The organism is Tolumonas auensis DSM 9187 (assembly GCF_000023065.1).
Classification (GTDB): domain Bacteria; phylum Pseudomonadota; class Gammaproteobacteria; order Enterobacterales; family Aeromonadaceae; genus Tolumonas; species Tolumonas auensis.
Window position 1 is genome coordinate 1,021,428 of the sequence record NC_012691.1, and the last position, 20,974, is coordinate 1,042,401.

General features: G+C 48.3%; 18 protein-coding genes, 3 tRNA genes and 1 riboswitch. Of the genes, 10 read left to right on the top strand and 11 right to left on the bottom strand.

The genetic code is table 11. The features are described 5' to 3' along the window. Positions 1–10 precede the first annotated feature (10 nt). From trpCF to TOLA_RS04845, 4 genes are read right to left on the bottom strand one after another with little or no spacing between them, the layout of a single operon-like run. On the bottom strand, positions 11–1,393 hold the full coding sequence (trpCF, locus tag TOLA_RS04830) for a bifunctional indole-3-glycerol-phosphate synthase TrpC/phosphoribosylanthranilate isomerase TrpF (RefSeq protein WP_012729168.1): 1,383 nt from the start codon (positions 1,391–1,393) through the stop codon (positions 11–13). A gap of 4 nt (positions 1,394–1,397) precedes the next feature. Then, positions 1,398–2,408: an anthranilate phosphoribosyltransferase gene (gene trpD / locus TOLA_RS04835; RefSeq protein ID WP_012729169.1), complete on the bottom strand. Its 1,011-nt coding sequence runs from the start codon at positions 2,406–2,408 to the stop codon at positions 1,398–1,400. A gap of 2 nt (positions 2,409–2,410) precedes the next feature. After that, a complete protein-coding gene (locus TOLA_RS04840; protein WP_012729170.1) occupies positions 2,411–3,010 on the bottom strand; it encodes an aminodeoxychorismate/anthranilate synthase component II in 600 nt (199 codons plus the stop codon). Then, entirely contained in the window at positions 3,003–4,631 is a 1,629-nt protein-coding gene (locus TOLA_RS04845) for an anthranilate synthase component 1 (RefSeq protein WP_012729171.1), read from the bottom strand. The genes TOLA_RS04840 and TOLA_RS04845 overlap by 8 nt, the downstream gene beginning before the upstream one ends. A 378-nt stretch (positions 4,632–5,009) precedes the next feature. On the opposite strand from TOLA_RS04845, the gene rnm reads away from it, so the two are divergent. From rnm to TOLA_RS04870, 5 genes are all read left to right on the top strand, one after another. Further along, positions 5,010–5,873 carry an RNase RNM gene (gene rnm / locus TOLA_RS04850; RefSeq protein ID WP_012729172.1) on the top strand — a complete coding sequence of 288 codons (864 nt, stop codon included), beginning with the start codon at positions 5,010–5,012 and terminating at the stop codon, positions 5,871–5,873. Then, positions 5,870–6,490 carry an L-threonylcarbamoyladenylate synthase gene (locus tag TOLA_RS04855; protein WP_012729173.1) on the top strand — a complete coding sequence of 207 codons (621 nt, stop codon included), beginning with the start codon at positions 5,870–5,872 and terminating at the stop codon, positions 6,488–6,490. Before rnm ends, TOLA_RS04855 begins: the two co-directional genes overlap by 4 nt. 12 nt (positions 6,491–6,502) lie before the next feature. Beyond that, positions 6,503–7,549: a 23S rRNA pseudouridine(2605) synthase RluB gene (rluB, locus tag TOLA_RS04860; RefSeq protein WP_012729174.1), complete on the top strand. Its 1,047-nt coding sequence runs from the start codon at positions 6,503–6,505 to the stop codon at positions 7,547–7,549. Positions 7,550–7,551: 2 nt separating this feature from the next. After that, positions 7,552–8,250, top strand: a complete 699-nt coding sequence (gene queC / locus TOLA_RS04865) for a 7-cyano-7-deazaguanine synthase QueC (RefSeq protein ID WP_012729175.1) — start codon at positions 7,552–7,554, stop codon at positions 8,248–8,250. A gap of 110 nt (positions 8,251–8,360) precedes the next feature. Further along, the gene (locus TOLA_RS04870; protein WP_012729176.1) at positions 8,361–8,813 is read left to right on the top strand and encodes a GAF domain-containing protein; all 453 of its coding nucleotides are present in this window, start codon (positions 8,361–8,363) and stop codon (positions 8,811–8,813) included. 61 nt (positions 8,814–8,874) lie between these two features. On the opposite strand, the gene TOLA_RS04875 is transcribed toward TOLA_RS04870, so the two are convergent. Next, a complete protein-coding gene (locus TOLA_RS04875; protein ID WP_012729177.1) occupies positions 8,875–9,915 on the bottom strand; it encodes a DUF4382 domain-containing protein in 1,041 nt (346 codons plus the stop codon). Positions 9,916–10,130: 215 nt separating this feature from the next. On the opposite strand from TOLA_RS04875, the gene TOLA_RS04880 reads away from it, so the two are divergent. From TOLA_RS04880 to TOLA_RS04895, 4 genes are all read left to right on the top strand, one after another. Then, entirely contained in the window at positions 10,131–11,510 is a 1,380-nt protein-coding gene (locus TOLA_RS04880; RefSeq protein WP_012729178.1) for an esterase-like activity of phytase family protein, read from the top strand. A 161-nt stretch (positions 11,511–11,671) separates the two neighbouring features. Next, on the top strand, positions 11,672–11,896 hold the full coding sequence (locus tag TOLA_RS04885) for a hypothetical protein (RefSeq protein ID WP_012729179.1): 225 nt from the start codon (positions 11,672–11,674) through the stop codon (positions 11,894–11,896). Between the two features lie 93 nt (positions 11,897–11,989). Then, on the top strand, positions 11,990–12,601 hold the full coding sequence (locus TOLA_RS16315) for a metal-dependent hydrolase (protein ID WP_012729180.1): 612 nt from the start codon (positions 11,990–11,992) through the stop codon (positions 12,599–12,601). Between the two features lie 172 nt (positions 12,602–12,773). Then, positions 12,774–12,860: riboswitch (cyclic di-GMP riboswitch) on the top strand. Between the two features lie 68 nt (positions 12,861–12,928). Next, on the top strand, positions 12,929–15,235 hold the full coding sequence (locus TOLA_RS04895; protein WP_012729181.1) for an Ig-like domain-containing protein: 2,307 nt from the start codon (positions 12,929–12,931) through the stop codon (positions 15,233–15,235). A gap of 104 nt (positions 15,236–15,339) precedes the next feature. On the opposite strand, the gene TOLA_RS04900 is transcribed toward TOLA_RS04895, so the two are convergent. Then, positions 15,340–17,037: a hypothetical protein gene (locus tag TOLA_RS04900; protein ID WP_012729182.1), complete on the bottom strand. Its 1,698-nt coding sequence runs from the start codon at positions 17,035–17,037 to the stop codon at positions 15,340–15,342. A 589-nt stretch (positions 17,038–17,626) separates the two neighbouring features. On the opposite strand from TOLA_RS04900, the gene TOLA_RS04905 reads away from it, so the two are divergent. Further along, on the top strand, positions 17,627–18,988 hold the full coding sequence (locus tag TOLA_RS04905; RefSeq protein ID WP_012729183.1) for a sigma-54 dependent transcriptional regulator: 1,362 nt from the start codon (positions 17,627–17,629) through the stop codon (positions 18,986–18,988). A gap of 66 nt (positions 18,989–19,054) precedes the next feature. Here TOLA_RS04905 and TOLA_RS04910 read toward each other — a convergent pair. The 5 genes from TOLA_RS04910 to mutY form a co-directional block, all read right to left on the bottom strand. Beyond that, positions 19,055–19,130: transfer RNA gene (locus tag TOLA_RS04910), tRNA-Phe, on the bottom strand. Between the two features lie 11 nt (positions 19,131–19,141). Further along, a tRNA-Thr gene (locus tag TOLA_RS04915) sits at positions 19,142–19,217 on the bottom strand. A 46-nt stretch (positions 19,218–19,263) separates the two neighbouring features. Continuing rightward, positions 19,264–19,339 (bottom strand) — tRNA-Phe (locus TOLA_RS04920). A 129-nt stretch (positions 19,340–19,468) separates the two neighbouring features. Next, the gene (locus TOLA_RS04925; RefSeq protein ID WP_012729184.1) at positions 19,469–19,744 is read right to left on the bottom strand and encodes an oxidative damage protection protein; all 276 of its coding nucleotides are present in this window, start codon (positions 19,742–19,744) and stop codon (positions 19,469–19,471) included. An 11-nt stretch (positions 19,745–19,755) separates the two neighbouring features. Next, a complete protein-coding gene (gene mutY, locus TOLA_RS04930) occupies positions 19,756–20,847 on the bottom strand; it encodes an A/G-specific adenine glycosylase (protein ID WP_012729185.1) in 1,092 nt (363 codons plus the stop codon). Between the last annotated feature and the right edge of the window lie 127 nt (positions 20,848–20,974).

Here is a 20,974-nt window from a genome sequence, read left to right on the forward strand (position 1 = left end):
GCGCCAAGATTCAATAAGCACGCAGCGCAGCAAAGGCACGCTGAATTTTGTCCGCATCTTTAATGCCAGGCGCACTTTCTACGCCAGAGTTTAAATCCAGACCGAGGGCGCCAACTTTAAGTGCCTCAGAGATGTTCTCCGGATTAATTCCACCGGCCAGCATCAGTTTTTCTTTTGGTAAATCTGCAAGCAGTGACCAGTCAAAACTCTGACCGGTTCCGCCGCTTTGATCACCTACTTTGCTATCCAGCAGTAAACGATCTGCGGTGAAATTCAGATCTGGTAATGCATCGCTTACAGCCACGGCTTTCCAGATCTGACAGCCAGGGATCAGCGAACGTAATTTCTTAATATAGCTCTCTGTTTCATCACCATGTAATTGCACGGCGCTGAGCTGGAGTGTTTCAACAAGCGATTGGATCATCTCTTTGTTTTCATTACGGAACACGCCGACAAAATTCAGTGGCGAAGCTTCGGTAATAGCACGGGCCTGTGCAACGGAAACACACCGAGGGCTACCTTCAACAAAGATCAAACCGCCGAATACCGCACCGGCAGCGTATGCCGCTTTAGCATCTTCCGCCCGGGTCAGGCCACAAACTTTATTCTGACCCAAAATCAGTTTGCGGCAGGCCATATCGACATCAGCTTCTTCCATCAGTGAACTGCCCACCAAGAAACCATTCGCATAGTGCGCCAGATCTTTGACCTGAGCATGGTGATAGATCCCGGACTCACAGATCACGATCCGATCTTCCGGAACCAGCGGTGCCAGTTTTCTGGTGCGGTCCAAATCAATCTTCAGATCGCGCAGGTCACGGTTATTGATACCAATTACTTCCGCACCCAGTTCAATCGCGCGGTTGATCTCTTCCTCACTGATCGCTTCGGTTAGTACACCCATATTCAGTGATTTCGCGACGGCTGCCAGTTCACGGTATTGCTCATCGTTCAGAACCGAAAGCATCAGCAAAACAGCATCCGCCTGGTGATGACGCGCCAGATAAATCTGATAAGGATCGATGATGAAATCCTTACACAGCACGGGTACAGATACTTCTTTGCGTACTTGTGGCAGAAATGCAAAATCGCCCTGGAAGTATTTTTCATCGGTCAGAACAGAAATCGCGGAAGCATATTTGCCGTAGATTTTCGCAATTGCGGATGGCGAGAAATCTTCCCGAATCAGCCCTTTGGAAGGTGATGCTTTTTTGCATTCCAGGATAAAGGCCGTCTTGCCACGTAAGCCACCAACAAAATCACGATCACTTGGCTTCAGCTCATTCTGGAATGTTTCCAATGGCTGACTTACCTTGCGGGCTGCAATCCAAATTTCTTTATCTGCAACAATTTTACCCAGCACGGTTGAGGCGAGCGCCTGATTAAACAACATCCCTTTACTCCTTATGACTCAACGTAGCCAGCTGAGTAACTTTATCCAAAGCATCACCGCTGCGCAGTGTTTCGATGGCCATCTCTGCGCCTTGTTTCAGGGTATCGACCAAACCACCCATTTTCAGCAGCGGTGCCAGATTGATCGCGATAGCAGCTTGCTGGGCATCAGTGCCTTTACCGGCTAACAATGTTTCGGTGATTTTCCGGTTTTCATCCGGAGTGCCACCCTGAATTGATTCTAATGGGTAATATTTCAGGCCAAAATCAGTCGGTGTCAGGGTGTAATAACGGATATGCCCGTCATTAATTTCTGCCACCTGAGTTTCACCGTGTACGGCTATTTCATCCAGCCCGCTGCCATATGCCACCATGCCTTTTTTCAGACCCAGTGCATGTAACGTTTCGGCGATGGGTTCCAGCAAGTCAGGTGAGTACACACCCATTAACTGATAGGTAGGACGGGCCGGATTGATCAGCGGGCCGAGCACGTTAAAGATGGTACGGGTTTTCAGTGCCTGACGAACCGGAGCGGCAAAGCGCATTCCACTGTGATAGTGCGGCGCAAACAGGAAGCAGATATTCGCCTCATCCAGACAGTGACGTGCTGTTTCCGGGCTCATATCGAGTTTGATGCCCAGTTTTTCCAGCAGATCAGATGAACCGGTTTTCGATGAAACGCTGCGATTACCGTGTTTTGCGACCTTAATGCCGCAAGTTGCGCCGACAATCGCGGCCGTTGATGAAATATTGATGGTATATAGTCCGTCACCACCAGTCCCGACGATGTCACAGAATTCATAATCAGGACGGGGGAATGGTTTGGCGGCAGCAATCAATGCACGCGCGGCACCTTCAATTTCCGACGGACTTTCACCTTTAACCTTCATTGCGGTCAGCAGTGAAGAGAGGACGATAGGATCCATCTCACCACGTAATAATTCACCAAACAGTTGTTCTGTCTGTTCACTGGTGAGTGATTCACCGCGATATAAACCTTCCAGAGATACGGTCATTTCTAAACTTCCTTGTCTGAGGCCGTGATAAAAGCCAGACTTTGTATCAGTAACTTAGCGCCTTCAGTCGTCATGATTGATTCAGGATGGAACTGGAAACCGAGTACGCGATCAGCGCGATGTAACACTGCCATCGGCATTTCCTGATAACGGGCGATCACTTCCAATTCATCCGGCACATAAGTCGCAACCAGTGAATGATAGCGGGCAACAGGCAGCGGCTGGCTCATGCCTGCGAACATGTCTTTGCCGCTATGTTCGATTTTCGACACTTTACCATGAACGAACTCACCGGCAGAACCAACAGTACCGCCGTAATATTCGCAGATAGCCTGATGGCCAAGACAAATACCAATGATAGGTACTTTGCCACGACACAAACCAATCAGTTCGATCATGCAACCCGCTTCATGGGGAGCTCCTGGGCCGGGGGAGAGCACCAGCACCGGATTATCGCTGCTTGCCATGATCTGTTCGAAGATCTGTTGCGCTGGCAAATTGTTGCGGTAAATTTTTACGGTATGACCGAGGCTACGGAACTGATCTACCAGGTTATAGGTAAACGAATCAAAGTTATCCAGCAGGAAAATGGTATTAAACATGTGCCGTCTCCTTGTGCACTTGTGCGGCCTGTGTCGCCTGAGCGGTAATTTCTGCCAGCGTGGTGCCATGTGCCAGTGCAATGGCATTCAGTACAGCAGCGGCTTTACCGCGGGTTTCATCCGCCTCAGCCTGCGGTTTGGAATCAAACACCACACCCGCGCCAGCCTGCACATAAGCAATACCGTTTTTCACAAACGCAGAACGGATCACGATACAGGTATCCATATCGCCATCGCTGTTCAGATAACCCACCGCTCCGCCATAGCTGCCACGGCGTTTTTGCTCTACTTCACGGATCAGCTCTGAAGCACGAATTTTCGGCGCACCAGTCAATGTGCCCATGTTCATGCAAGCCTGATAAGCATGCAGTGCATCCAGATCATGACGCAGGGTGCCGACTACGCGGGAAACCAGATGCATCACATGGCTGTAGCGATCGACTTTCAGCAGATCTTTAACATAGCGGCTGCCGGGTTCACTGATGCGGGCAATATCGTTACGTGCCAGATCGACCAGCATCATATGTTCAGCGGTTTCTTTCGTGTCCTGACGCAGTTCCAGCTCTAAACGACCATCCAGATCCAGATTGATAGAACCATCGGCATTCAGACCACGGCGACGGGTACCGGCAATCGGGTACATTTCCACCTGACGGCTCTTATGCTCGAATTTCACCGCGCTTTCCGGTGAGGCACCAAACAGCGTGAAGTCCTGATCGTTCATATAGAACATATATGGGCTTGGATTAGTGCGTTTCAGCTCGCGGTAAGCCACCAGTGGTTGCGGGCAAGGCAGGCTAAAGCAACGGGACGGCACGACCTGGAAGATGTCACCTTTGCGGATATTGCCTTTCAGCTTTTCGACATCAGCGCAGTAGGTCTTATCGCTTTTATCCACATTCAGTTGTGATGGCAGCGCTTCTTTTTTCGGAATGGCATTAGCACGGAAATGATTGCAATATTCTTTCAGACTGGCCAGACGATGCTGCAGACGCGGCAGTTCATGCGCACCTGATTCACCACCAAACAGCGCGGCCTGCAGATGAGTGGTCTTACGGATATGATCAATGTGGATCAGCGTTTCAGCGACATAGAAGCAGAAGTCCGGACAGGTGTTTTCGCTGTCAGGCACGTCCGGCAGACGTTCAAAATTGGCGATCAGATCGTAAGCAAAGATACCACCGAGGAACAGATTAACCGCTTCGGCATCAACACTGTGTGTCAGCAGTGTACGCGGGCTGTCTAATACGGAGAGTGCTTTCAGGCGACTGTCTTCATCCTGAATATCGGTAATTTCCGGGAATGTCAGTTGTAACTGGCTGGCTTCGCGTTGTTTAGTGACGGTATCAGGCAGGGTATTGCTTAGCAGATTCAGTACCGCTTCACCGTTACTGTTCAGTGCGGTCGCTGTTACGGAATGTCCCTGACAGACCATACGGACACAGGCATCAATCAATAACATGCTCTGGGTGCCGGTTTTGGTGTCGATCTCGGCAGATTCCAGCAGCAAGCTGTTATCAGCCGGTTCGGTTAACTGGGTAAAGAGTTCTAATGGATCAGCGACATAATTGGCTTTCTCACGCAGGGTGAGGCGTTGTCCGATTGGGAGAGATGGGCTCATTGTTGTACTCCCTGAATTGATAATTGCATGACGTTACTCCTTAAGACAAAAAATGATAGTTAACAATTGGTTAATCAGTCTTTTTGCCATCGCCATGTCTGTTTATGCCGCTGAATCATTTGATCGTCCCTGTAATATTTTGCGTATAAAAAAAAGACCCGCTATGCTAGCGGGCCTTATTGGGAATTCTGTCTGCTTTATTTTTTGAAAATAGCCGAAACCCCACACCCGCTTTAAGGAGTGTGCCACCACCAACGATAGGTTTGGGTCAGGAATGAATTCATTTTCAAAAACCAAGTTCAGTTAAAGTGGTTACAGTTAAACTATATTGACGGTTGGTTGTCAAGTTCCTTTTATAATTGAACCACGAGAACATGAATGCGAATAGATTTACACAGTCACTCCACCTGTTCTGATGGCCATTTTTCTCCTGATGAACTGGTTGCCCGGGCTGTAGAGAAAGAAGTTGATGTTCTTGCACTCACCGATCATGACTCAGTAGATGGTATTGCGCAGGCACAGCAGGCTATAGAAAAGAATGGCTGGCCGCTGTTTCTGGTGCCGGGCGTGGAAATTTCCTGTACATGGGATGCCATCGAAGTTCACGTTGTAGGTCTGGATATTGATACCAGCAATAGCGAATTGAAAGCGTTACTGGCCTGTCAGGAACAAGCCCGGACCGAACGTGGCATCGAGTTGGGACGTCGTCTGGAAAAAAACAAGATCCCCGGTTGTTATGAAGGGGCTGTCGCTCTGGCGGGGGACGGTATGCTGACCCGTTCGCACTTTGCCCGCTATCTGGTTGAACAAAAGCATTGTAAGAACATGCAGAATGCTTTTGATCGCTATCTGGCTCGGGGCTCAAGAGCCTATGTACCTCATCAGTGGGCATCTATCAGCGAAGTGGTTGCGGTTATTCATGCGGCGGGCGGAAAAGCCGTGCTGGCACATCCCGGCCGGTATAAACTTTCTACTAAGTGGCTGAAACGTCTTCTGGTATTATTTAAAGAGGCCGGTGGCGATGCCATCGAAGTCAGTTTGTGTCAGCAAAGTCCGCATGAGCGGTCAACGCTGGGTCAGTATTGCCGTGATTATGATTTGATGGCATCTGTTGGCTCAGATTTTCACACACCGCTACCTTGGGTCGAATTAGGGAAAAACCTGTGGTTACCTAAGGATGTCGTACCAGTCTGGCATGCATTTTCCGCATTTCCTGACGTCCCTGCAGGGGAGGAATTATGAGTCAGTATTTTGTTGTTCATCCGGTTAATCCACAAACGCGCCTGATCAGTCAGGCGGTGGGTATTTTGCGTCAAGGTGGTGTGATCATTTATCCCACCGATTCCGGTTATGCACTGGGTTGCATGATGGGTGATAAGAGTGCGCTGGAAAAAATCTGTCGCATTCGTCAGTTGGAAGATGAGCATAATTTTACGTTGTTGTGTAATGATCTCTCGGAGTTGTCGGTGTATGCCAAAATTGATAACACCGCATTCCGACTGATCAAAAATAATACACCCGGCGCCTATACTTTTATTCTGAAAGCGACCAAAGAAGTGCCACGTCGCCTGATGAACGAAAAGAAAAAAACGATCGGTATCCGTGTACCGACCAATAATATTGCCCAAGCGTTATTAACCGAGTTGGGTGAGCCATTAATGTCCAGCACCTTGATCCTTCCTGGTCAGGCGTTGGCAGAAGCGGATCCGGAAGAGTTCCGTGGACAGCTGGAAAAAGTCGTTGATCTGATTATTGATGGCGGAACGCAAGGCGCACAGCCGACCACCGTTATCGATTTCTCGGATGATGAGCCTAAAGTAGTACGCTTCGGTGCCGGAGATCCGACACCGTTTGAATGATTGAGGCAAAGCATGAGCGAAAAACTGCAAAAAGTACTGGCTCGAGCGGGTGTTGGTTCCCGTCGTGAGATGGAGACAGTGATTAGTGAAGGTCGCGTCAGTGTGAACGGCAAAGTCGCCACACTGGGTGATCGTGTAGAAGCTAAAGATGTGATCCGGGTTGATGGTCATCAGATCTCAGTTCCTACCCTGAATGACGTTATCTGTCGTGTGCTGGCTTACCATAAGCCGGAAGGGGAAGTGTGTACCCGTCATGATCCGGAAGGTCGTCCAACCGTATTTGATCGCCTGCCGCGGATCAAGGATTCACGCTGGGTTGCGGTGGGTCGTCTGGACGTGAACACATCGGGTTTGTTGCTGTTCACCACCGATGGTGAACTGGCAAACCGTCTGATGCACCCAAGTCACGAAGTAGAACGTGAATATGCGGTACGTGTTTTCGGTGAAGTGACCGAAGGCATGCTGCAGAAATTGCGCCATGGTGTGCAACTGGAAGATGGTCCGGCGAAGTTTGATAAAATTACCGCTGGTGGCGGTGAGGGTCTGAACCAGTGGTTTAACGTAACCCTGTGCGAAGGCCGTAATCGTGAAGTCCGCCGTCTGTGGGAATCACTGGAAGTGCAGGTTAGCCGTCTGATGCGTATCCGTTATGGTGACATCAAACTGGATAAAACCTTACCACGTGGTGGCTGGGCTGAATTAGAACTGCCACAGGTGAACTACCTGCGTAAAATGGTTAGTTTGCTTCCGGAAGATCGCAGTAAAGTCTTTGGTGTCGAGGATCGCAGAAGTGAATTTAAGCAGGCTGCGCAGATCCGTCGTGCCGTACGCCGTCACCGTGAACGTACTGTTCTGCAAGGGGAAGAGGTTGCTGGCGAAGCTCCGGCTATGCCGCGTCCGAAAGTACCGCGTGCAGCTCCTCCGGTAAAACGTGAACGTGATGATGAAGTCAGCTGGGAAAATGCCCGTAAGCGTCTTCGTGATGGCGAACCACGCAAAGCACGTCCAAATGCGAATAACCGTCAGCGTATTACCCGTGCGGGTAAAACAGGTCGTTGATCATGAGCCAGACTAAACGTAAAGCTGTTGTGGTTTTCAGTGGCGGGCAGGACAGCACTACCTGCCTGTTGTATGCCGTGCAGCAATATGATGAAGTGCATGCGATCACGTTTGATTATGGTCAGCGGCATGTGCAGGAAATTGAAGTTGCACGTCAGATCGCGGCTGATTTAGGTTTAGCCGCGCACAAAGTGCTGGATGTCGGTCTGCTCAACGAGCTGGCCGTTTCTGCGCTGACGCGTGATGCGATTCCGGTCAGTAATGATCTGCAGGAAAACGGCCTGCCGAATACGTTTGTACCGGGCCGCAACATTCTGTTTCTGACACTGGCGGCTATTTATGCTTATCAGGTTGGTGCTGATACGGTCATCACCGGCGTCTGTGAGACTGATTTTTCCGGCTATCCGGATTGCCGTGATGAGTTTGTTAAAGCGCTGAATCATGCGGTTAAGCTCGGTATGGAACGTGATGTTAAGTTCGAAACCCCGCTGATGTGGCTGAACAAAGCAGAAACCTGGGCGTTAGCCGACAAAATCGGCCGTCTGGACTATGTGCGCCAGCAAACACTGACCTGCTATAACGGCGTGATTGGCGATGGTTGTGGCGAATGTCCGGCCTGTAAGTTACGGGCTAAAGGCTTGCATGATTATCAACAAGCACCTGATGCTGTCATGGCGGCTCTGAACAGCAAGTTAAGCTAATCAACGTTGGTTTTTCAGACCTAAGAAACCAGTATTCTGCATAAGAGTACTGGTTTCTTCTTTTTTGCGCGTTATGATTTGGCCTCGTATTTTCTTAAGGTAGATAAATCATGCAGCAATTAGAAGGCGAGGTAGTTCAACAGGTTTCGGGGTTAGTCAGTGGTGAACCGGATCTGATCGCCAATTTATCGAATGTCAGTGCGCTGCTGAATCAATATCTTTCTGATATCAACTGGGTTGGCTTTTACATCATGCGTGATGGTGAGCTGGTGCTGGGCCCGTTTCAGGGCAAAGTTGCCTGTATCCGTATTCCCGTCGGACGCGGTGTTTGCGGTGCGGCCGCAGCGACACGAGAAACACAGCGGATTGATGATGTGCATGCGTTTCCGGGGCATATCGCCTGTGATGGGGCCAGTAATTCTGAATTAGTAGTACCGATCATCGTAAACGGTAAGGTTGTTGCCGTGCTGGATATTGATAGCCCGAAACATGGTCGTTTTACGGTTGAACTGCAGCAGGAAATGGAAGCTGTGGGTAAAGTGTTGGAAGGTTTGAACTGGTAAAAAAACAGACCAGCTTGAAGGCTGGCCTGATTATTTATGAAACTAACTAATAGCGGTTAGATTAGAAGTCTGCAATCACGCTTGTTGTTTGGCTTACTGCAGGATCTTGAACCGGAACGTCTTGAACTGGGTCTGCAACCTGGAGGCCATACCCGCTTGAATTACCAGCTTCAGTCAGGAAATCGCCTGAAGCATTACATACGAGTGCCAGTTTGTAAGAACCAGCTTCAACGTAGTTGAGTTGGTAGGTATATATACCGTCAGCGTCAGTATCAGATACCATACCGGAAAGAACCGGGCCGTTATGGGCGGTATCGTAATCGATGCCCTGATAATCGGTTACTGTGTCCTTATACAGATAGACACCAACATCGCCATTACTTAAGGCTGTTGTGCCACAGTTAGCATCGGAAACAGCAACAGAACCTGAAATGGTGCTCAGTACATCGACATTCAGCAGTTTTACGCCGTTAGGTTTCAGCTTGTAGTACTCCTCATGACCAGGTAATACCATCGCATGGCGAAGGTTAAACTCTACCTGATAATCAAGCACACCACTGGTTAGTGGATTGAATGAGTGGAATTTGAGTACATCGCTTGGTACTTCCAATGCCTTCACAGTACCATCTTGTTCTGTTACATATGAAGCTGGAAGTGGGGTGTTGCCAACCAGATCATTATTTTTATCTGTGCCATCGAGAACTATCAAGCGCAGTTGTTCATATTTTCCGCTAGGAATAACTTCATCACTCAGCAGCATATGTTTATCACCATCTTGATATTTCAGCAGATCAAGATAGAAAAACGTTGGATTACCATTATTATCTTTAGGAATGGCATATCCGACAGGCAAACAGCCATCGTTGCTGTTTGTATCAATTAAGTCCAGCGGACCCCACTGTTTCTCTGCGGTCACGCCTTCCTGTTTCAGACTCAGAGCACTGACAGCGATACAAACTTGCTGTGCCGAGTCAACTGGCGCATCAGAGATTGCCAGATTAAGCTTTGTTGTAGTTGGTGTAGATGAATCACTGCCACCGCCGCCACCGCAACCAGCCAGCAACAGAAGCAGAGTAAATGCATAACCAGATTGATGTTTCATTATTGATAACTCCCCGTATGACGCTTATTAATAAATGTAGGATTCATTTTAACCTGAACTTACGTTTCTATGGTAATCAGAGAAACGAAAGACAGAAACTTACTAAATTGTAGCACCGGCAATTTAGAACGAGAGATTTGTCATAAGTATGTCATTGCAGCAGATTAGCTTTTAAAAAAGCGGATTATTCACTGATACTAATCGGATGGAACATAATGAAAAAAGTTGGTCTTATCATGGCACTCTCGGGTTCATTGTCTCTTTTTTCTGCAACGGCAGTTGAAGTTGAACGTTATGCAATAGAACTGCCTGCTGAAGCTCAGATCCCGTATCACGGTCTTTATGCCAGTGAGTTTCCGCGTGGCATTCCGACAGGTTTAGGCTCAGGTCTGGCTTTTGCCGGTAAACAGCCGGATGGCAGTTTGCTGTTTTATTCCTTAACTGACCGGGGGCCGAACGGTGATGCACCGCTGTGGCAGGATGGTAAAGAATCAACGCCAACCAAAATATTCATGGCACCGCAATTCACACCCAAAATGATGCAGGTACGTATTGCGGGTGGAAGAGCCGTTGCCAGTAACGCCATTGAGCTTAAGGATCAGCAAGGTAACATCAATGGACTGCCTTTACCGGATGAGCTGATTGGTTCAACCAGCGAGACAGCACTGAGTGATGCGTTAAAACCTGTCACAGAGCAAAGTGAGCGCGGGCTGGACACCGAAGGTCTGGTTTCTGATGGACAGAATGGTTTCTGGCTATGTGACGAATATGGTCCGTTCCTGATCCATGTTGATGCCAAAGGAAAGATTCTGGCTAAATTCGGGCCAACCGCAGATAAAGATGAAAAAACAATCGCATCCGGTTTGCCGAATATTCTGAAATGGCGTCAGCCTAACCGTGGGTTTGAGGGAATTGCCCGTTTACCGTCCGGTAAGATCATTGCCGCGGTGCAAAGTACATTAGATATTGATGGTAAAACGGCGAAGAAAGCGTCGTTTATTCGTTTACTGGAATTAGACCCGGTGACCGGTGCAACCAGAATGTATGCCTATCCGCATGATATTGATGCCTATAAAAAGAGTGCTGATGCCAAAATCGGGGATATGGTTGCGCTGGATGATCAACGATTACTCATTATTGAGCAGGGTAAAGATGCCGATAAAAAAATGCGTAATCTGGTGTATCTGATGGATCTGACTAACGCGACCGATCTGACGGACAAGCAACTTGATGGTAAGGAACCGGAGTTTGCATCAGATCGTACGGCGCTGGAAAAAGCAGGCATTCATCTGGTCACCAAACAATTAGTGCTGGATTTACGGGCTCATGGTTGGAATGCAGAAAAAGCTGAAGGATTAACGCTGGTTGATAACCAGACGATTGCCGTGGCCAGTGATAATGATTTTGGCCTGAGCGTTAAGGTGAAAAATAAAGAAGACGATGCTAAATCGCCGGATGATTATTCCATCGATAAAAATGGGCAGGTTTATCTGGAAGATAAGCCAGTTAAAACTCATTTTGCTATTAAAGCGTCAGAGGGTGATGAAGCTAAATCTCAGTTATGGTTGTTTAAATTAGATAAACCGCTGAAATAAATATCAGTAAATGAATCCAGAAAGCCCCTTAATTTAAAGGGGCTTTTTTGTATGGTTAAAACAGAGATCAGATTAATTGCAGGAACGTGATTAGTGAGTGATGTTTTCTAAATTAATGCGACTACAGTTGGTATATCAAATCCGCAACCCGGGAGTTGGTTATGTCTAATCAGGACAGACTGGAAATTGCGAGACTTACCCTCAATTACCTAATCTCTATTCAGACATCTGAAAATGGCGCACATGCTTTAAGACGTCTTGAGACTGAAGCTGGAAAATCGTCTGATCCGGATACTTTTGGTACCCTTTACCGGGTCGTTTTCAAAGAAATAGAAGCCAGCGTTTTCTCTGAAATTAAAGATGATATTCAGAGACCGGAAGAATAAAGCAACGACTGAACACCGGGATGCTGCGGCTAAGATGAAGTAATGTTATTATATACAGCTGTATATAAGTACATTATTTAAGTTGTAGTTGTTATGATGGCAAAGACGCATCAGGCGTTTGCAGTATTCAGTGTGCTGGTGGTCAGTAAATATGCGCCGGGTTCTTTCGATAACATCGTTTGGGCGTGTGGTCTGAGCATGTTTGGCGCGTTACTTCCCGATCTTGATTCTCCGCAAAGTTCGTTTGGCCGTTTAATCCCGTTGCTGAGTAAGCCATTACATTCAATGCTGGGACACCGGACTATTACGCATAGTCTGCTCGCGGTTATCCTGCTGTATTCTGTTCTGACATCCTCTCCGCAATGGCATTCCTGGGCTGATGCAATCTGTATTGGCTATTTCAGCCATATTGTCGGTGATATGCTGATAGGCACGAACGGGGTTGCCCTGTTCTGGCCGTTAAAACAAAAGATCAGTCTGAATCCGTTGCGAATGCAGGTAGCTGGTGCGGGTGAGTACCTTGTGTTTAACCTACTTATCTGCGCGATAGTCGTACAGGGCCTGACTCATTTTTATCCCTCATTCGACCTGATGAGCCGGGCAGGTCCCATCTTCAATATTTGTGTCGATCTGTATACAAAAACAATCCTTCCTGCATTTACGAGCTTAACCTTTAAGTATAGTTCACTATTCAACGGGTTATAAAATTCAGGCAAAAAAAGGTTAAAAAAAGATCGATTTTTGCCTTTACCCTTTCCCAAATGCTTTGTTAGCATCGCCGCATTCTGCATGATACGGACGTCATGAATATCCATTCATTTTGTTTGTGCTGGTCACATTTGATGTGACGTCATGCGACCAACCACCATCGAAAGCGCTCCCGAAACGGCAAACTCCGGGTAACCGGATGTACGCAAAGCCACAGGTCCTTTTGAGTCATCATCAGGACAGCTGAGCTACCGAAGGAGCTGCGTTCTAACGTCTTTTTTTGGGCGCTTTCGAGAGATTTTTTTACTTGAAGGTACCTAAAAAATGAAATCTTTTCTGGCTTTCACTGCCTCGGGATATGGCTTGTCCGCGCGAGTGTGCCGGTTGGCAATGATGCTGGCAGTGGTTAGCAGCCTGGGCGTAGCTAGTACAACAGTATTTGCCGAGCCTGCAATACAAGCAGCTAGCGCAGTATCTACCTCTCAGGTAAGACAACAGAGCCTTGAGCTGGCCCGACTGATGGCTCGTTATCGTCAGTCTGACGAAACAGATCAAGCCAATCTTCTGAGCGAAATACAGACTTTGATCGAACAGCGTCAGGTTTTGTTAGCCGAGTTGGTAGCCAACGATACTGCTGCTGCCCTGCGCAGTGTTTTGCCATTACAGGCCGCTCTTGGCATGCCGGCTGAGGTACAAAACCGGCTGGAACAGCGTCAGGCTCAGGCCGGAACGCTGGAGGTGGTTTACGAGGACTATCCGGACAATAGCCACAAACTACGCCATTTCCTGAATACTGATGCCGGCGAGCGGTTAGAGCTGCATTTTGCCGGTCAGGCACCAGATCTCCAGAGTGGTGGTCGCGCTCAGGCCAAAGGCCTGCGAGTAGGCAATAGTCTGGCTCTGGAACCGGGTAATATAGAAACTCAGGCCCTGAACGGTACGACAAGTTCGACCGCTACAGCGAGCAGCGTCACCATTCAACCCAACACTTTTGGTGAGCAGAAAACCTTGGTGATGCTGGTTAACTTCCAGGATGCGCCAGCTAATCAGCCATGGACTGTAGAACAGGCGCGTAGCATGGTGTTTGGTAATGTTAGCGATTATTACCGGGAAAACTCTTACCAACAGACTTGGCTTACCGGTGATGTACTCGGCTGGTTTACGATCGCTGCAGATAGCACTAGTTGCGATACCACAAAACTAGCTCAGCTTGCTGATACCGCGGCTTCTAATGCCGGAGCAAATCTCTCATCCTACCAGCGTCGTGTCTACATCTTCCCCAAGATCAGCTCTTGTGGCTGGACCGGTATGGGTTCAGTTGGCGGCTTGCCTTCTCAAAGCTGGATAAACGGTTCCTTGACATTGACGGCCATTGGTCACGAAATGGGTCATAATTTTGGTCTGCAACACTCTCACGCTCTGGAATGTGGTACCACTGTGCTGGGCTCTAGCTGTCAGAGTTATGAGTATGGTGATTGGCTGGATATCATGGGTAATAGTACTGCTGGTCATTTAGCCCCTTTTCAGAAGCAACAATTGGGTTGGCTGGGATATGGTTCGTCGCCGAACATTACTGAAGTAAGCTCCAGTGGTACTTATACGTTGACGCCTTATGAAGTGAATGATGGCAATACGAAAGCACTGAAGCTCCCGATGGGTACAGACCCACTTAGCGGCCTGCCTAAGTGGTATTACCTGGAATATCGCCAAGCTCAGGGGGCCGACGGTTTCCTTGTAAATTATAATGCTGTATTGAATGGTGTCGTAATGCGCACTGGTGTGGATGCTGATCGCAGAACCAGCTATCTGCTGGATATGACACCGGCAAGTAATGCCAGCAGTTATTATGATTGGGAGGATGTCGCTCTGCCTGGTGGCATGAGTTATGTTGATGGGGATGCAGGTATCACTATCACTAATGATTGGACCAATGGTACCCAAGCTAGTGTGACTATCGAACTTGGTGTTCAGTCATGTCAGCATGCTCAGCCATTACTGAGCCTCACTCCGGCTCAAGGAGCTTGGGTGGCTCCGGGTAGTGCGGTTAACTATACTCTGACGCTGACTAACCGTGACAGCAGCAGTTGCAGCAGTTCACAATTTGACCTGCGGGCTCAGCCTCTTACCGGCTGGACAGCAAGCTTTGCTCAATCTGCATTGAATGTGGCACCGGGTCAAAGTGCCAGCACTACTCTGACCGTTACCTCTGCTGTAACAGCTCCGGAAGGTTACTATGATATTCCTTTGTCGGTAGTCAACAGCAATGCTACTGGCTACAGTGCTACCGGCACCGTAACCTATGTGGTCAGCGCTCCCGTAGCTGAGAATGCGGCACCGGTGGCTATCGCTGACAGCGCGGCTACTCTGGAAAACACAGCAGTTAATATTACCGTACTTTCCAACGATTACGATCCTGAAGGACAAGTCCTGAACCTAGTGTCTACTACAACTCCGGCTCACGGCAGTGTTAGTGTTAATGCTGATGGTAGCCTGAAATACCAACCGACGAGACGTTTCAAAGGCACGGACAGTTTCAGCTATCAGATTTCTGATGGCTCAAAGAGTGCCAGCGCGACAGTTAGCGTGACGGTTGGTAGCGGTACAACTACCGGCAAGGGTAAGAAGAGCTAGTAACTGTGTTTGTACAAAAAACGATATATAGATAAAAAAGCTCCCTGTGTTAGCAGGGAGCTTTTGTTTTCATGCCATCAGATCACGATTGTAGAATGCGGTCACTAAGGTGTGCAAATCTCATCCGCATCGCAAAGAGGACATTGTGCTTGGGCTGTTATTGCTGCTTGACCAGTGCGAGGAACTGAAACTCCGAAGACGTCCTGAGCTGTGAATGTAACAGTATCACTAAATGTGACATCTTTCGGATCAGTTGGAACTACATATGTAGGCTCCGATCCGCTAACAGGGACTAAAACTAAATCAGGCGTTGTCGGGATGTAGCTGCCTATGTAGTCAGCGCATGCATCCTTCAGTAAGCTGGTACTGGTAGAGCCGTCTCGTGTCAGTGTACCAGCCTTATTGTCCACCAATGATAGGTTATCAAGCCGGCTATCGCCAGTATTGCAGACTACGGCCTTGACCAATACCTCAGCTGCTACATTGCCACCACTTGTTGTGATTTGGGTATCACAAGTTTTATTGAGTGTTACTGCCGGGTTGACCTGCAGTGTTGGACAAGTGTAAGACGCATCGTCGGTAATGGTGTTGGTTCCTCCGGTTATAGCGGTAGCGGTTACTGTGTCTGTAATACCATTATCTGTTAAGGCTACCGTCATGGTGTTGCTATAACAGACAGGATCGCTTCCTGACAGTGAGCTGAGTGGGAAGTTAGCGCCTGTTGGTACTTGATCGCCACAATTAACCACTTTGAAAGCACCATCTGCAGCGGGATCATCACTAAGTGTTACATTGGTGACGGTACCGTAGCCAATATTTTGTACCTGACCATAAATGGTGTAGGTGATGGTGTCGTCAGTGTTGAGCATTGGTGCGGCACAGGTTTTGGTCACTTCAATTCTGCACACATCGAAGTTGCTGTGGGCAAAGTCTTTGAGGACTGCAGTAATAGAAGTAGAGCTGCGACTTTCTGCTACAAAATTAGTGAAGCAGGTTGAGTCACCAGGCAATAAACTGGTCAGGTCGATCGCCCCTTCGAAGAAGGCTCCGGGAGGGAACGTGGTACTAGGACCTGCATCCTTGTTATCATAAGCCCAAGGTGCGGTTATTGAGTCTGGATTTGTGATACCACAGAAATCCTTGCCTTCAGGAATATAGCCGTTTTGGCATAGCACTGCCTCACCGCTACCTACCGGTACGACACCTGTCCCCAGCCATTGAAATACATTTATGGTAGGTACGGTACCACCATTGGAGAAGTTTACGAGAACCAGCACATCCCCATCCTGATGTACCCCTGAGAAAGTACCACCGGCAATCGGCTGCACTTCATCTTTCAGGAACCAGAAGCCCAATTGAGCATCACCACTGGTGTCATAACGATCCATACCAAATGTCAGTATGAAATGATCATCAGCGTTTACTCTCTTGTGGATGTAGGCTGCTGCATAAGCATGTGTTAGATCATCTTTGGCCGGTGGTGTGCCACCACGCCATTTCCAGTTAGGAATATCTTGTTCATCTTTTGAACCACCACCTGTGAACTGGGCCATGGTTGGTTCGGGTCTGTCAATTATGAGTAATGTTTTAGCTATAGGTGCAACATCACCAGCAGTTCTGGCGACGCCATTGTAAAGTACATCCCAGTCATCGCCGGTATAATCATTCGCAGTTGCATTACCATCAAGTTCAAACGGTGCTGGTGTGTACGGATATGCAGCCAGTGCAGGCCCCGCCACCAACGTTGATCCTGCCAGACACAATGCCGTAAACAGGGCTTTGTAATTAAATTTTATCTTCATGATCGCATTCCTTTTTCCATATATGGAAACCAATCCCTGGGGTCTTGCCAGAAGCACGATCAACTACCAACTACCTGTGTGCCTATCGGCGAGAATGTCAGGGGGTCTTGCGCCATCTTAGTTATACAAGTATCAGGCCATCTGGTTAACGCATTGAAAATAAAGGAAAATATTCATTGTTATCACTCTGTGTGTTTCATCTGTGTTAACAATAAGAGATATTTAATATCCATGTTTTTAATAACCATCTGAATTTCAAGATAAAACCACCAAAATCAGACTTGTATCAGAAATGAAACAAAGTATTCCTGCCTGTCCGGCATTGATAGAGTCACTTGGGTTTTTTGGGGGGGGGCACAGAAATTTTTATGGAGTTCGCGTCATATGGGTGTTTATATAATCGATTGAATTTTAAGAATAAAAAATCATTCTTACAGTTAATCCTGAATACGTTTCCCAGCCTGAGAAATAGATCATGAAAGTGTAACTATATTGTTAAATCATCCGGCTATTAGCTGGCATATAAGGGCAGTCTCTCCGATACTTAAAGAGGATTAAACGGTCTGTTGTAGCAATAAGGTGGCTGTTCATGGACGTACGCGAACTGATATGTCTGCGGACCGCCGGCGTGTGGAATATGCCAGAAGTGGCACTTGCAGCAGGATGGCTGTCATGCCCGGTGTGTACCGTAAGTGAGGCAATGGAACTGTATAAGAGGAAGCATCCTCTTGTCGGCCTTATTCTGCTTGATAAATTAGGTATCGATGACAAGACTGACCGGGAAATGGAGTTATTGCTGGCACAGACCAGTAGTGATATGGCATGGATTGGTTTAGTCCCTCCCGGAATGATGACACAACCCGCTATCAGCGATTTACTGGCCAAATATCTGTATGACTATCATACCTTACCGGTAGATGATTCCCGGTTACTGACGGCGCTGGGTCACGCTTATGGCATGGCTACTCTGCGCGCTGAACCGCCTCTGCATTGCAAAATGGTAGCGACCGGACGGGGATGTATGATTGGTAACAGTCTTTCCATGCGTAAGGTATTTCACCAATTAGAAAAAATGGCGTCAGTCGATTCATATGTCATGCTGGTGGGGGAAAGTGGCACCGGCAAGGAGTTGGCTGCTCACATCATTTATCAGCGCTCATGTCGCCGGAGCGGTCCCTTTATTGCGGTAAATTGCGGTGCCATCCCGGCTAACCTGATTCAGTCTGAATTATTTGGTCATGAAAAAGGTTCTTTCACCGGTGCTTTTCGACGCCATATGGGGCATATCGAAGCGGCTCATGGCGGTACGCTGTTTCTGGATGAAATTGGCGATCTGCCGTTGGAGTTACAGGTCAATTTGCTGCGTTTCCTGCAGGAGAAAAAGATCACCCGGGTGGGCGGCACGGAACTGATTCCGGTCGATGTGCGGGTTATTTCTGCTACCAACAGAGATCTACGCGAGGACATCCGGAGCGGCCGTTTTCGTCAGGACCTTTTCTTTCGTCTCTGTGTGCTGGATCTGGAACTGCCACCACTCAGAGAGCGGGGAGAGGATATTGAACTGCTGGCCAACCATTTCCTGTGCAGCATGAGAGCAGGACTCAATCCGCTGGTGCGGAGTTTCAGTCCATCGGCACTGCACCTGATGCGCAGCTATCACTGGCCGGGTAATGTCCGTGAGCTGAAAAACCGAGTCGCGCGGGCGCTGGTGATGTGTGAAAAACGGGTGATCTGCCCGCAGGATCTGGAACTGGATTCTGAATCTCCGTTTCCTGATCTTCTGATTCAGAGCACGACGCTGGCAGAGGCACGGGCGGAAGTTGATAAACTGGTGACACAACGCGCTTTGCAATCCAGTGGTAACAATGTCATGGTCGCCGCGCGTCAATTGGGGGTATCGCGGGTGACTTTGTACCGGCTGATGGAAAAGTACAAGCTGTTGCTTCCCTGATACTACCGAAAGGGGATAAGCCAGAAACAAAAAAAGCCTCACATTGCTGTGAGGCTTTCGTAATCATGGTGCCCAGACGCGGAATCGAACCACGGACACGCGGATTTTCAATCCGCTGCTCTACCGACTGAGCTATCTGGGCTTAGAAAAGAATGGTGCCGGCTATCGGAATCGAACTGATGACCTACTGATTACAAGTCAGTTGCTCTACCAACTGAGCTAAGCCGGCACACAAATTTGTTACTTAACTCGCCGTAGCAAGTTAACTTGAATAATGGTGCCCAGACGCGGAATCGAACCACGGACACGCGGATTTTCAATCCGCTGCTCTACCGACTGAGCTATCTGGGCAACGGGGCGCATTAAACAAAATAAGCGGTTTCAAGTCAACGCTTTTTTCCGAAACCCTTCTTTTTTCAGTTCGTTTGCTGATTTGCTGAACAAAACCAGAAAAAAGAAGTGGTTTCGAAATCACGATGCTTATTTTTCACTCGGTGGTACATAACCTTCGATTTGCACATCACCATCTTCAAACAGATATTTTTCCATTTCGGTCTGTAATAAAGCGCGATGCTCGGCGTTCATCATGTTGAGTTTCTTTTCATTGATCAGCATGGTTTGCTTTTTCTGCCATTCAGCCCAGGCTTCCTGACAGATGTTGTCAAAAATGCGTTTACCCAGTTCGCCCGGAACGAGTTGAAAAGCCATACCGGGTGCTTCTTTCTTCAGTCGCTGACAAAAAACCATTCGGGTCATAGTAGTCATCTCTATTGTTGCAGTTCAGGATAAGTCAGTAATTTCAGTGTGACAGCCGACAGGCCGACACTGGATGGTTGATTGAGGTTATACCAAAGTTCGTTGCTTTGCTCCATGATGCTGTGAGCGGGCTGTGACAGGTTCACCAACAGGGGAGTGATATCCAGATGAAAATGGCTGAAGGTATGACGGAATTCAGGCAGTGAGCGGATATTTGTATCTGCATAGCCAATGCGTTGCAGCCAATGCTGCGCATCAGCCACAGAACTGAATTCCGGAAAACTGAATAAGCCGCCCCAGATGCCCTGCGCCGGGCGTTGCTGTAACCAGACGCTTTGCCGATATTGCATGATAAGCAGGCAGGTCTGTCTGACCGGGATCTTTTTCTTATTCGGTTTAGGAGTGGGGTAGGCGGTCGGCGTCCCCTGCAGATACCCACCACAATCATCATTCATCGGGCAAATCCTGCATTGTGGTTTCGTGCGGCTGCAAAGGCTGGCACCCAGATCCATTATCGCCTGATTGTATTGCTCAACCCCTTCTGCGGGCGTTAGTTTGATGGCCCAATCCCACAGCTCATTCTCGATCTGTTTTTGCCCCGGCCAGCCTTCTAATGCCAGCCAGCGGGTGAGTACGCGTTTTACATTGCCATCCAGGATCGCATGATGCTGTTTCAGCGATAATGAGAGGATGGCGCCGGCAGTAGAACGGCCAATACCGGGCAGATCAGCGACCTCATCAAAAGTTTCCGGAAAGCTACCGTTGTGTTTATCACGGATAACCTGAGCTGCCTTATGCAGATTACGTGCTCTGGCATAGTAGCCGAGTCCGGTCCAGAGATGTAAAACTTCATCCTGAGGCGCATCTGCCAAGGCGATCACATCCGGGAAGCGTTCCATAAAACGCTCGTAATAAGGGATCACTGTGCTGACCTGGGTTTGTTGCAGCATGATTTCAGACACCCAGACACGATAGGGTGTTTTGTTCTGCTGCCAGGGCAGGGTTTTACGCCCGGCAATGTCATACCAGGTAAGTAACCGCTGGGAAAAAGTAGCCTGATTCAAACTTAAAACCTTCTGCTGATTGAGCTTGCATGCTGTCATAGCATGACGGTGCTGTAAACGGCATAAAAAGTAGGGGATTACCGGATGAAATCGTCCTGAATGGCGGCTTTATGCTTGCACCTTCAGGCTATCTCTGGATAATGCCAACGCCCTGTTAACTGATAGA